The organism is Amycolatopsis sp. NPDC059021 (genome assembly GCF_042739895.1).
In the GTDB taxonomy this organism is placed as follows: Bacteria; Actinomycetota; Actinomycetes; order Mycobacteriales; family Pseudonocardiaceae; genus Amycolatopsis.
The window spans coordinates 74,703-87,762 of sequence record NZ_JBHYIQ010000034.1; the positions used below are offsets into that span (position 1 = coordinate 74,703).

The 13,060-nt window shown below is 70.0% G+C and carries 9 protein-coding genes; 3 read left to right on the plus strand and 6 right to left on the minus strand.

All coding sequences use genetic code 11. The features are described from left to right. Positions 1–178 precede the first annotated feature (178 nt). The 6 genes from ACFWX1_RS21360 to ACFWX1_RS21385 form a co-directional block, all read right to left on the minus strand. Positions 179–1,708 carry an alpha/beta hydrolase gene (locus tag ACFWX1_RS21360; RefSeq protein ID WP_378389813.1) on the minus strand — a complete coding sequence of 510 codons (1,530 nt, stop codon included), beginning with the start codon at positions 1,706–1,708 and terminating at the stop codon, positions 179–181. Positions 1,709–1,789: 81 nt separating this feature from the next. Then, positions 1,790–4,441, minus strand: coding sequence for a glycosyl hydrolase family 28-related protein (locus ACFWX1_RS21365; protein WP_378389815.1), 2,652 nt, complete (start codon positions 4,439–4,441; stop codon positions 1,790–1,792). A 108-nt stretch (positions 4,442–4,549) separates the two neighbouring features. Further along, the gene (locus ACFWX1_RS21370) at positions 4,550–5,548 is read right to left on the minus strand and encodes a TIGR03842 family LLM class F420-dependent oxidoreductase (RefSeq protein WP_378389817.1); all 999 of its coding nucleotides are present in this window, start codon (positions 5,546–5,548) and stop codon (positions 4,550–4,552) included. A gap of 10 nt (positions 5,549–5,558) precedes the next feature. Beyond that, entirely contained in the window at positions 5,559–6,944 is a 1,386-nt protein-coding gene (hydA, locus tag ACFWX1_RS21375; RefSeq protein ID WP_378389819.1) for a dihydropyrimidinase, read from the minus strand. Next, positions 6,944–7,786 (minus strand): nitrilase-related carbon-nitrogen hydrolase, encoded by an 843-nt coding sequence (locus ACFWX1_RS21380; protein ID WP_378389821.1) that lies wholly within the window; start codon positions 7,784–7,786, stop codon positions 6,944–6,946. The genes hydA and ACFWX1_RS21380 overlap by 1 nt, the downstream gene beginning before the upstream one ends. Then, on the minus strand, positions 7,737–9,305 hold the full coding sequence (locus ACFWX1_RS21385; protein ID WP_378389823.1) for an NCS1 family nucleobase:cation symporter-1: 1,569 nt from the start codon (positions 9,303–9,305) through the stop codon (positions 7,737–7,739). Before ACFWX1_RS21385 ends, ACFWX1_RS21380 begins: the two co-directional genes overlap by 50 nt. 250 nt (positions 9,306–9,555) lie before the next feature. Here ACFWX1_RS21385 and ACFWX1_RS21390 point away from each other — a divergent pair, with 250 nt between their 5' ends. The 3 genes from ACFWX1_RS21390 (at position 9,556) to ACFWX1_RS21400 (ending at position 12,916) form a co-directional block, all read left to right on the plus strand. Then, positions 9,556–10,227 carry a response regulator transcription factor gene (locus tag ACFWX1_RS21390; protein WP_378389835.1) on the plus strand — a complete coding sequence of 224 codons (672 nt, stop codon included), beginning with the start codon at positions 9,556–9,558 and terminating at the stop codon, positions 10,225–10,227. Next, entirely contained in the window at positions 10,224–11,261 is a 1,038-nt protein-coding gene (locus tag ACFWX1_RS21395) for an ATP-binding protein (RefSeq protein ID WP_378389825.1), read from the plus strand. The genes ACFWX1_RS21390 and ACFWX1_RS21395 overlap by 4 nt, the downstream gene beginning before the upstream one ends. A gap of 89 nt (positions 11,262–11,350) precedes the next feature. Beyond that, a complete protein-coding gene (locus ACFWX1_RS21400; RefSeq protein WP_378389827.1) occupies positions 11,351–12,916 on the plus strand; it encodes a DUF4153 domain-containing protein in 1,566 nt (521 codons plus the stop codon). Positions 12,917–13,060 lie beyond the last annotated feature (144 nt).

Below are 13,060 nucleotides of genomic sequence, written 5' to 3' on the forward strand. Positions count from 1 at the left end.
CCCAGTGGGCCCCCCACACACTACAACACCCCCCCCCACACCGGGGGCGGCCACACCACCCCCCGGGGGGGGGGCCCCACCCCCCCCCCGCCCGCCCCCCCCCCCGCCTCCTGAACACGCGAGATCTCCATCCGGACACACGAGCCCTCCTGCTGATCACGCGAGTTCGCCATTCCGGCTACCGGTCGAACGGCCCGTGATCCGGCGAGCACACCGTGCCGCGCGGGGGCATCACGCCGTCGGCGAGGTAGCGCTCCAGCGCCGTGTCGATGCACGCGCTCCTGCCACGGGTGCCGTGGCCGTAGGCGTCGAGTGTGAGCAGCCGCGCGTCGGCGAGCAGGCGCTCGGTGCGTTGTGCGCCCTGGTGCGGGGTTTCCGGGTCGCCCCGGCCGTTCGAGAGCAGCAGCACGGGCGCCGCGGTCGACCGGTTCCACGGCCCGGTGTAGCGGTCCGGATCGGTGACCGGCCACAGCGCGCACGGCATCGACAGGTACAGGTCGTAGGAACCGAAACCCCGCCCGGCGCGGTCGGCGAGTTTCGCGTACTGCCACCACGACTCGGGATCACGCGGATTGCTCGCGTCGGCGCACACCGTGCCCGCCCCGCCCATCGCCGAGTCGAACGGCGTCCCGATCGGTGTGTCTACTGTGGACATGGCCGCCGCGCCGGCCGGGGCGCTTGCGACGGCCTGGAGGAACCGGGCCAGGTTCGCGGCCTTCGCCTCGTCGAGCAGTCCACGGTGGACTTCGCCGATGACGTCCTGATAGCGGACGGTGCGGATGGCCCCGTCGCCGCCCGGGATCGTCACCGGGCCGGTCTGGAGCCGGTCGAGGATCCGGTTCCACTTCGCGAGCAGATCGGTACCGGGCTCGCGGAAGGCGCAGCGGGTGTCGGCGGCGCAGTCGGCGAGGAACGAGTTCAGTGCCTGCTGCGCACCTTCGAAGCCGCCGAGCCGGTAGCTGAACGGTACCTTCGCGTCCTGCGGCCGGTAGCCGGTCGACCAGTTCACCGGATCGTCGACGGCGTCCAGCGCGAGCGCGCCGACCCGGCCGGGGAACAGATTGGCATAGTTCTCGCCGACATAGGTTCCGTACGACAGCCCGTAATACCGCAACCGCGGCTCACCGGCGGCGGCGCGGAGCCGGTCGAGATCGCGGGCGACATTGGCCGTCGACAGGTGTCCGAGCAGCGGGCCCGCGTTGCGCCCGCACGCCTCGGTGACGGTGCGGGCGTCGGCGACCTGTTGCCGCTCCTGCTCACGCGTGATCGGGAACTGCCCGAGGATCCGTTTCAGCGGCTCCAACTGCGACGGATCGCTGAAGCAGCGCACCGGTGTACTCGCACCGACGCCGCGCGGGTCGAATCCGACGATGTCGAACTGTTCGTGCAGCGCGGGTGTCAACGGCGGCGCGAAGCGGCCGGAATTACCGGGACCGCCCGGGTTGAAGAAGATCGTGCCGCGTTTGCGGCTCTGGTCGGCCGCGGGCAGCAGGCCCAGCGCGAGCTGGATCTTCGGCCCGCCGGGGTCGCGATAGGACAGTGGGACCTCGTAGGTCGCGCAGCGGTAGCCGGCGCTCGGTGGTTTCGACGACGGATCACAGGCGTGCCAGGCGATTCCTGGCGCCTGCTGGGCGGAGGCGGCGGGCGCGAGCAACGCCGTCGCCGTGACGGCGGCCGTGGCCGCCGCCGCGATGCGGAAGGGCTTCATGGGTCCAGACTGGCGGGCGGATCGAGTGCTGTCCCTGGGGTCGGCCGCAGTTCCAGGGTGGGGTAAACCCCAGGGACACGCTCAGGAGGCGGCCAGTCCTTCGAGAGTCCGGAGTTTGACCGTGAAAGCCAGCGTGAGTCCCGAAGGCGCCGAGCACCGCACGACAGCGTTCCCGCCGGACGCGACGATTTCCGGCGGTGCCCAGCCCGTGGGCACCGAACCTCCCGCGGAGCCGAAGGAATCGAGCACGCGTGGCTGCGGCGCCCACGGGGTGGCGGTGGTGCCGACGGTACTGAGGCCCTGCTCGATCACCCAGGTCGCGGCGCGCCCCGCCGCGTCGGTCGCCATGACCTCGGCCTGGTACCGGCTCGCGCCCGGCGCCAGTGGGACGGCGGCCAGCAGCGCCGGGCTCGGTCCTGCGATGCCGCTGCCCTGGGTCTCCCGTTCGCGGGCACCGATCCGGCCGGTCGTGGTGTCGTGGGCGAACACCCAGTCCCGGCCGCCCCGCCACTGCGTCTGGCCACTGTCCGTTGTGGACACACAACCGCCCAGGTGGGACACCAGGTTCGCGTTCTCCGGTGGTACCCACGGCTTGGCGGGGTCACTGCTGATGTTCCCGGCGAGCCGGACCGGGCTCGGCCCTTTCCGGCCCGAGAACTCGATGTTCGCCCGCGCCTTCGGGCTGGGCTCGAAGTAGCAGTTGAGGAACACCGACGAACCGGGGAAGTCGCGGTTCGCGTCGACCGGGATCAGCGATTCGTCGATGAGCACCGGTGGGCAATCGAGCTGGTCGAGGAACGCCGTTTCCAGTGTCGAGTTCTCGAGGGTGAAATGCGCCAGCCTGGACGTCGCCACCGCGGCCCGCCAGGTCTGCACCTCGCTCAGCTGGGCGGCTTCCGAACTGATCACGACGCCGACACCGTGGAAGTGACCGAAGTGGGCCGCCGAGGTCAGCAGGAGCGGCACGATCGAGCGGGAACCACCGATGTACCAGTCCTGCGCGTGGACGCTGACGATGTCGGTGGCCACGAAGTCGTACTGCGTTCCCGCCGTCGAGAACCGGGTCACGTTCGCCAGTGTGGTGACGCTCCCGAGCGTCAGGCCGAGCCGGGTAGCCGCGACGTAGAGGTGGTCGATGTCGACGAGGTAGCTGTTGTTGCGCAGCCGGATGCCGTCGCGTGAAGCCGTGACACGGAGGTGGCTGAACAGCGAGTTGACCGAAAGCTGTGCGTGGATGCCCGCACCGGAGGGGGACTGGAACTCCAGGCGGCGGACGGTGGTGATCGCGTTCGCCGGAATCCCGTCGCTCCACTGGTGCATCAGATAGACCGGGGCCGGGAACTGGCTCTGCCCGAGCCAGGTGGAACCGACGGTGAACACGTCGACGTCGCGGTCGAAGTTGATCAGCATCCGGGTGACCAGCCGCTTCGCCGGGTCGGCGGGATCGGTCTTGACGTTGCTCGCGAAGTCCTCGGGGAACTTCGCCGTCGGCGCGGTGAACTTGCGTCCGGCGTCGCGGTCGATCGCGAACTCGGTGATCCGGATGGAGTCGATCCGGCCGGTGAACGGGTAGGTCGGGGTCCGGTACTCCGGCCAGCCGCCGGTGCTCTGCACCCCGACGTAGACGCCTTCCTCCACCGGCTGGGTCAGCGTCGCGCCGCTCGCCGGGCGCTGTCCCTCCGGCGGTTGCGCGGGGGCCAGGCTCGTTCCCGGCGGACCGGCGTACAGGCACAGCTGCGTACCGTCCCAGACGAGGGCGAGGTGGAGCGCCTGCCCGACGGGAAAGCCGCCGGGGTGGACGATCGTGTAGTCCTTGCCGCCGAGGCACGCCGTGGCGCTGACCGTGACCTTGCCGGTCGTGCCGCCGAGGAAGATGCCGAACGCGCTGGTCGCCTTCTCGCTGACGAGCCGCCTTCCGGAACTGCTGAGGACGGCCGCGCCACCGCCGCCGGGGAGCTCGTCGGGGCGCACGGTGCAGGCGACGGTGAAAGCCTTGGCGCCATCGAGGTCCAGTGCCGGGCTGTCGCGCAGGTTGATGGTGTTGCGGCTGCCCGTGCGCAGCACCCCGGCCTTGCCGTTGCCGGTGAGCAGCGCGTCCGCGGTGGGCAGATGGGCCACGGTCTTCGGCGAGACGCACAGCGCGGGCCCGTGCGGGCCGAAGAACCGGATGGTGGTGGTGTGCTCGCTTTCGCCCAGCAGCTCGATCCGGCCCAGCTCGCGGTCGACGTGCAGCGGGCGGCTGATCCGGTAGTTCCCCGCGGGGAAGTACAGCACCCCTGGCCGGATCGGGTCGAGCGAGTCCATGGCCCGGGTGATCGCGGCCCAGTCGTCGCTCTGGTCGTCGCCCTTCGCACCGAAATCGAGGACGTTGGCGAAGTCGTGTTTCGGTGCGACGGCCAGAACGCCTTGCGTGTCACAGGAACCGACGACGAACGCGCCCTGTGCCACCGGATTCTGCCGCGCGCACCGGCCCTTCTCGTCGGCCACCACCGCGGCCGCGATCCCGGTGCCGAGCCCGGTCACCGACGCCGGCGCCGCCTGCGCGGGCGGGTAGTAGCTCACGGTCCCGCCCGCCGCCGCGGGTGCCGCCGCGACGCCGGCGACCATCGTGCCCGCGGTGAGCGCGGCCGGTGTCGCCTTCGTGAGCTTCGCCGGCGCGGCCGGGTCCAGTGCGGGGCACAGTAGGTCCCCTGCCTGGACCTCGACCGCCACCACCGCTGTCGCCAGTCCCATCGCGTTTCCTCCGCCGTCGTCGGGACTGTCACTTTAGGACTGATCGACGTCGGAAAGCCCGTTGCCCGTACGTCCTTTCGCGTCGGCTGGGCTGCCCGATCGGGAAGCTCAGGCGGTGAGCTTCGGGATGATCTGGGTGCCGTAGTGGGCGAGGGTTTCTTCGCGCCGGTCGTGCATCAGGTACAGCGCGAACTGGTCGACGCCGAGTTCCACCAGCTCTTCCAGCCGCGCGATATGGGCCGAGGCCTGGCCCAGCAGGCAGAACCGGTCGACGATCTCGTCCGGGACGAAGTCGGTCGACGGGTTGCCCGCGCGGCCGTGATGCGCGTAGTCGTACCCCTCTCGCTCACGGATGTAGTCGGTCAGCTCGCGCGGCACCGGCCCGGAATCGCCGTAGCGGGCGACCAGGTCCGCCACGTGGTTGCCGACCATCCCGCCGAACCAGCGCAACTGCTCCCGCTGGTGGGCGACGTCGTCGCCGACGTAGCCGGGAGCGGCCACGCAGATGGTGATGCCGCTGGGATCCCGCCCGGCCGCGCGGGCCGCCTCCCGCACCGAACCGATGGTCCAGCGCGCGATCGCGGGGTCGGCGCACTGCAGGATGAACCCGTCGGCGTGCTCACCGGCCAGTTTCAGCGCCTTCGGCCCGTAGCCCGCCATCCACATCTCCAGCCGCCCGCCCCGGATCCACGGGATGCGCACGGCCGTGTCGTTCAGCGTCACTTCGCGGCCCTCGGCGAGGTCCTTCACCTGCCGCATGCACTCGCGGACAGTGGCCAAAGTGGACGGTGGGTTCCCGACGACGCGGTGCGCGGAGTCGCCGCGGCCGATCCCGCACACCGTCCGGTTTCCGTACATGTCGTTGAGCGTGGCGAAGGTCGAGGCCATCACCGACCAGTCCCGCGTGCCGGGGCTGGTCACCATCGGCCCGACGACCAGCGAGGACGTCGCCGCGAGGATCGCCGAGTAGATGACGAACGGCTCCTGCCACAGCACGCACGAGTCGAACGTCCAGCCGTAGCGGAATCCCGCGTTCTCGGCGTCGGCCATCAGCCGCACGACCTCGCTCGCGGGCGGATCGGCCTGCAGAACAATCCCGAAATCCATTGACGCCCCCTCAGTTCAGGTACTGGTTGAGCTGCCGGGAAAGGAACTTGCCGTGCGCCGTGCTGCCGGTGAAACCGGACGGCGATACCACGACCCGTCCCCGGGACAGCACCGTATCCACCTTGCCGGTGATCTCGAACCCTTCGTACGCCGAGTAGTCCACGTTCATGTGGTGGGTCTCGGCGGACAGGGTCTGTTTCGCCGCCGGGTCGTAGATCACGATGTCCGCGTCCGAGCCCGCCGCGATCACACCCTTGCGCGGGTAGAGGCCGAACATCCGCGCCGGGGTGGCCGAGCACGTCTCGACCCAGCGGCCCAGCGACAGCTCGCCCGCCACGACACCCTGGTGCAGCAGGTCCATCCGGTGCTCGACGCCGGGGATCCCGTTCGGGATGGCCCGGAAGTCGCCGCGTCCCAGCTCTTTCTGGTCCTTGAAGCAGAACGGGCAGTGGTCGGTCGAGACCACCGAAAGGTCGTTCGTGCGCAGACCGCGCCAGAGGTCGGGCTGATGCGACTTGTCCCGCAACGGCGGCGAGGCCACGTACTTCGCGCCCTCGAAGCCCGGCTTCGCCAAGTCCTCAATGGACAGATAGAGGTACTGCGGGCACGTCTCGGCGAAGACGTTCTGGCCGGTCTCGCGAGCCTCTGCCACTGCCGCGAGTGCCTGTGACGCCGACAAGTGCACGATGTACAGCGGTGCCCCGGTGACGTTCGCGAGCTGGATCGCCCGCGACGTCGCCTCGCCTTCCAGTTCCGGCGGGCGCGTCAGTCCATGCTGGACAGGATCGACGTTGCCCGCCGCGACGGCCTGCGCGGCCAGCTGGTCGATCGCGATGCCGTTCTCCGCGTGCATCATGATCGTGGCGCCGATCTCCCGCGCCTTCTGCATGGCCAGCAGGATTTCGCCGTCGGTCGAGTAGAACACGCCGGGGTAGGCCATGAACATCTTGAAGCTGCCGACCCCGCCGTCGACGCAGGCCGACATCTCCTTCAGCGTCGTGTCGTTGACGTCGGAGACGATCATGTGGAAGCCGTAGTCGATCGCGCAGTTCCCGTCGGCCTTCTCGTGCCATTTGTCCAAGGTGGACAGGAGCGAGGTGCCCTTGGCCTGTACCGCGAAGTCGATGATCGTGGTGGTGCCGCCCCACGCGGCGGCCGTGGTCCCGGTGCCGAACGTGTCGACCGAATGCGTGCCGCCGAAGGGCATTTCCATATGCGTGTGCGCGTCGATCCCGCCGGGCATCACGTATTTCCCGGTGGCGTCGATGATTTCCTCGGCCTCGATCAGCACGCCGGGCGCGGCGACGGCGGTGATGCGTTCGCCGTCCACGAGGACGTCCGCGGTCGTCGCGCCCGCCGGGGAAAGGACCTGGCCGCCTTTGATAAGCGTCGTCATCACGCCTCCGCGAGCGGGCCGTAGCTGTCCGGCCGGCGATCGCGATAGAACGCCCACAGGTCGCGGACCTCGGCGAGCTTGCCCATGTCGAGATCGCGGACGACGATCTCCTCCTCGGTGTCCGACGCCGCCTCGCCGACGAGCTGGCCGCGTGGGTCCGCGAAGTACGATTGACCGTAGAAGTCGTTGTCGCCCAACGGTTCCACGCCGACCCGGTTGATCGTGCCGACGTAGTACTCGTTCGCCACCGCGGCCGCGGGCTGTTCGAGGCGCCACAGGTACTCCGACAGGCCCCGGCTGGTCGCCGACGGGTTGAACACGATCTTCGCCCCGGCCAGGCCCAGCGCCCGCCAGCCCTCCGGGAAATGCCGCTCGTAGCAGATGTAGACGCCGATGCGGCCGACGGCGGTGTCGAACACCGGGTAGCCCAGGTTGCCGGGCCGGAAGTAGAACTTCTCCCAGAAGCCCTTGACCTGCGGGATGTGGTTCTTGCGGTGCTTGCCGAGGTAGGTCCCGTCGGCATCGATCACCGCGGCGGTGTTGTAGTACACGCCGGGCTGCTCGACCTCGTACATCGGGACGACCAGCACGACGCCGTGGCGTTCGGCGACCTCCTGCATGAGCTTCGTCGTCGGGCCGTCGGGAATGCCCTCGGTGTAGGAGTAGTAGTCGGTGTCCTGTACCTGGCAGAAATACGGGCCGTAGAACAGTTCCTGCAGGCAGACGACCTGAGCCCCCTGCGACGCGGCCTTGCCGATGGCGTCGACCGCGCATCCGATCATGGACTCCTTGTCACCCGTCCACCGCTGCTGGATCAACCCGGCCCTGACCACTTCGCTCACTGATCTCCTCCTTCTTCGTTACGGGACGGGCCAGTGCCAGGTAGACGACGGACGCGCCGACCAGACCGGCCACCCAGTTGTAGTCGTAGAGAGGCTTGAGGAACGGGATCAGCCCGTCCGCGGGGAACGGACCGCTCCCTTCGGCGCTGTACGCGCCGCCGACGGCGAGCACCGCACCCACCAGAGTGGCCACCAGCGCCCGCCAGTTCCAGCCACCGGTGAACCAGTACACCCCATCGGGTGTGTAGAGATCCCGCAGTTTCAGCCGGGTCCGGTACACGATCCAGTACCCGGCGGCCAGGACACCGGCGACCGCGCCGAGGAGCCCGCCGTAGAACCCGAGCCACGCGAAGATATAGATGCTCGGGTCGGAGTAGAGCCGCCACGGCTGGATCAGGATGCCGACGATCCCGGTGATCAGCCCGCCGACGGCGAACGTGATCCGCTTCGGGAAGGCGTTCGAGAAGTCGTAGGACGGGCTGACGACGTTGGCCGCGAGGTTCGCCGAGATCGTCGCGAGCACCAGCGCGACGAGCGCGACGACGACCACGACCGGGCTCGAGAACTTGTCGGCGAGCTTCGCCGGATCCCACAGCTCGGCGCCGTAGAGCACCTTGCCGCCGGACGTGGTCAGGATCGCCACCACCGCGATGAACGTCATCGTGGTGGGCAGGCCGAGGATCTGGCCGCGGACCTGCTTGCGCTGGCTGCCGCCGAAGCGGGTGAAGTCCGGCATGTTCAGCGAAAGCGTCGACCAGAACGCGATCATCGCCATCAGCGACGGCGCGAACACCTTCCAGAAGCCCGTGCCCCAGCCGAGTTTCCCGGGATCGGCCAGGATCGGCCCGAACCCGCCCGCGTTGATCAGCACGTAGCCGAGCATCACCAGGAAGCCGACCGACACCAGCGGCGCCGTCCAGTTCTCGAACCGGCGGACCGCCTCCATACCGCGCCAGATGATGAGCATCTGGATCACCCAGAACACCGCGAAGGACAGCCACAGTGTCCAGTGCTGGCCCGCCACGATCGCCGAGTCGCGCCAGCCGGATCCGGCGAGCCGCCCGACGATGACGTAGATCGCCTCACCGCCGACCCAGGTCTGGATGCCGAACCAGCCGCACGCGATGAACGCGCGCAGCAGCGCGGCGAGGTTCGCGCCGCGCAGCCCGTAGAACGCCCGCGCGAACACCGGGAACGGGATGCCGTACTTGGTGCCGGCGTGGCTGTTGAGCAGCATCGGCGCGAGCACGATCAGGTTGCCGAGGGTGATCGTGATCAGTGCCTGCAGCCAGTTCATGCCGAGCGCGATGAGCGACGCCGCCAGCGCGTACGACGGGATGTTGTGCGCCATGCCCATCCACAGCGCGAAATAGTTGTAGGTGGTCCAGGTCCGCTTGCCGACCGGGACCGGCGCCAGTTCCTCGTTGAAGAAGCGGCTGTTCTCCAGCGACCGGACGTCACCGAGTTCGACCCGGCCGTCCCCATGCACGAGCTCGTCTTGGCGTCTCGTCGGCTCCATCGCCGAATCCTGCGCGCCGCCCGAGTACGGGTGGGACTGTCAGTCTGTTCATTCTTCGGCAGGTCGGAGCGCAGTCTGTCGATTGCGCACGGGCCCCTCGGATGCATGACGTACGTCACACACCTGGCGGTAGCGCTTTCGCAACGCAGCCGAAACCCGGTCCGGGTCTTCACAGGATCTCCACAGCTCACCCCGAACGCCTCCACGGTCATTGCTTAGAGTCGGCGGCATGGACAGGGGAGGACGGCGGGTGCTGGTGGTCGAGGACGACCGCACCATCGCCGACGCGATCGCCGCCCGGCTGCGGGCCGAAGGATTCACCGTCGAACTGGCCCACGACGGGCCCGCCGGGGTCGCCGCGGACGTCGAGCACGAGCCCGAGCTGGTGGTGCTGGACGTCATGCTGCCCGGGTTCGACGGGCTCGAGGTGTGCCGCCGGATCCAGGCGCGGCGCCCGGTGCCGGTCCTGATGCTCACCGCCCGCGCGGACGAGACCGACCTGCTGGTCGGCCTGGGTGTCGGCGCGGACGACTACCTCACGAAGCCGTTCTCCATGCGGGTGCTCACGGCGCGGGTCCACGCGCTGCTGCGCCGGGTCGAGCGCGCCGCGCGGACTCCCGGCACCCGGATCGTGCTGGGCGATCTGGAGATCGACGTCGACGAGCGGCGGGTGTCCCGTGCCGGGGTGGCCGCGCAGCTGACGCCGATCGAGTTCGACCTGCTCGTGCACTTCGCCAAGCGGCCGAGGGCGGTGCAGCCGAGGGAGCGGCTGCTGGCGGAGGTGTGGGACTGGGACGTGCACGGCAGCGCTTCGGGCACACGCGCGGTGGACAGCCACATCAAGGCGTTGCGGCGCAAGCTCGGCGCGGACCTGATCCGCACGGTGCACGGCGTCGGCTACGCGCTGGAGGTCGGTTCGTGAAGACTCGTTTGGTCAAGCTCGTCGATCTGCTGCCGCGACCGCTCGACCCGATCCGGTCGATCAAGCTCAAGCTCGCCATCCTGCTCGTGGTCTCGGGCGGGATCGCGCTGACGTTCTTCACCTACCAGATCGGCTGGATCCCGCCGCGCACCACGATCGCCGCCGTCGTGCTCGCGCTGCTCACTTCGCAGATCCTCGCGCACGGCATGACCCGGCCACTGCGCGAGATGACGGCCGCGGCCCGCGCGATGGCCAAGGGGGACTACACCCGGCGGATCCGGGCCACCGCGCGTGACGAGGTCGGCGAGCTGGCCCACGCGTTCAACCAGATGGCCGCCGACCTCGACGCCGCCGATCAGCAGCGCCGTGAGCTGATCGCGAACGTCTCCCACGAGCTGCGCACGCCGATCACCGCGCTCAACGGGGTCCTCGAAAACCTCGTCGACGGTGTCGCCGAACCGGACCCGGCGACGTTGAAGACGGCGCTGCAGCAGACCGAACGGCTCAGCAGGCTGGTGACCGAGCTGCTCGACCTGTCGAAGATCGACGCCGGGACGTTCAAGCTCGACATCGACGAGTTCGACCTCGCCGAACTGCTGGCCGACGTCGCCGCCGAGGCCGAGGTGATGGCGACGGCCACCGGCCGCGGCGTGCGGTTCGCCGTCGACGTCTCGCCGCCCGGGGCCACCGCCGTCGCCGACCGCGAGCGGCTCTACCAGGTCGTGGTCAACCTGCTGGAGAACGCCGCCCGGCACGGGCCCGCCGGGGGAGAAGTCCGCGCGTACGCCGAAAAACGCGGCGACGAGGTGATCATCGAGGTGCGCGACCAGGGCCCGGGGATCCCCGTCGGGGAACGCGATCGCGTGTTCGAGCGGTTCACCCGCGGCGAGCGCGCCGGGGGCGGCGGCACCGGCCTCGGCCTCGCGATCGCCCGCTGGGTGGTCGATCTGCACGGCGGCACCATCGGCGTCGTCGACACCCCGCCCGGTGAGCCCGAGGGCTGCCGCATCCGCGTCACCCTGCCCGCTTCCTGAACCGGAAAGCACTGACGGCCCGGCCCGCACGGCCGAGGTCTGCTTCGCGCTGCCCAACGGTGCTACCCCAAAGAGCGAGGAGAAATCCCATGTCCGAGCCGACCAAGCCAGGGCCGGCCCACGCCACGCCGCCCGGCGCGGCCAAGCCATCGGCGGCCGCGACGTCCACTGTGGACTTACCGAAGGCACCGCAGGTACCGGTACTGCACCAGGTGCCCGTCCCTCCGAAGTGGACGGTCGTGCCGTTGCCGCCCGCCGTGCTGCCCGCCGCCGCCGTGGCCGGGCTGGCCGCCGCGATCCTGCTGCCACTGGGAAAGCCGGGCATCGGCTGGGTGCTGACCGGGCTCGTGCTGGCGGCCGGGGTGGTGGTCGTGGACCGGCGTTCCCGCGAGGCGGGCTCACCCCGGCACTTCACGAAGGCGAGCTTGGGCTGGGGGCTGCTCGCACTGGCGTTGCTCGCGGTCGGGACGTATCGCGATTCGGGCTGGCTGTTCGTGTTGTGCGTGCTCGCGGCCTGCGTCTGCGGGTCGCTCGCGGTGGTCGGCGGGCGGACGGTCAACACGCTGATCTACGACGTGCTCGCGGTGCCGGTCGAGGCGTTACGGGGCTTGCCATGGGTCGGCAAGGGGCTGGGCGCGCTCGCGCTCCGCCGGTCAGGCGCCGGGCAGCGGGTGGTGTTCGCGGTACTGGCGACCGCGGGCCTGCTCGCCGTGTTCGTCCCGCTGTTGAGCAGCGCCGACGCGACGTTCGCGCATCTGGTGTCGTCGCTCGTGCCGGACATCGACCCGCCCGCGGCGCTGCGCTGGGGCTTCGTCTTCGTCGCGGCCGGGCTCGGCCTGGCCGGGGCGTGCTATCTCCTTGCCGCGCCACCGCATCCGGCCGTGGACGGGCGGCCCGTCCGCGCGGCTCACCGGCTGGAGTGGGCGTTGCCGCTGGGCGTGCTGGTGCTGCTGTTCGCGGTGTTCGTCGCGGTGCGGCTCGTCGTGTTGTTCGGCGGGACCGGTTACGTGCTGCGCACCGACGGGCTGACTTCGGCCGAGTACGCCCGCGGTGGCTTCTGGCAGTTGTGCGCCGTCACGGTGCTCACCCTGGCGCTGGTCGCGGCCGCGCTGCGCTGGGCGCCGAACGCGACGGTGCAGGACCGGGTGTGGCAGCGGGCGATGCTCGGCGCGCTCAGCGCGTTGAGCCTGGTGCTGGTGGTGTCCGCGTTGAGTCGCATGTGGACATACCAGGAGGCGTACGGCTTCACGGTGCTGCGCGTGCTGGTCGAGGTCTGCGAACTCTGGCTCGGCGTGGTGTTCCTGCTCGTGCTCGCGTCGCTGGTGCGGCTGCGGACGGCCTGGCTGCCGAGGGCCGCCGTCGGCGCGGCGGCGCTGGCCCTGCTCGCGCTGGCGGTGCTCGACCCGGAGCGCGTCATCGCCGGGGCCAACATCGACCGGTTCGCCCAGGGGAAGCCGCTCGACGCGGCCTATCTGAGCCGGTTCTCCGCCGACGTCGTCCCGGCTGCCGAACTGCTGCCCGAACCGCAGCGGTCGTGTGTGCTGCGGCCGGTGCTGGACCGGCTCGGCGAGGACGGCTGGACGGAGTGGAACGCGAGCCGCTCGGCCGCCCGGCCGGTCCCTGTGGCGGGCCACTGGATCGAAGACTGCCGCTGAACCGGAGGGGTCCGCGTTCCGTAGTAGTACCTGTGGACGTGGGCGGGCGGACTGCCGAGGGGGCAGCCCGCCCGCCCGTGGGCTGAAGGGGACGTTCGTCTCGTTAGACGAGCTGAAGGGGACTTTCCTCGCATCGCATGCGAG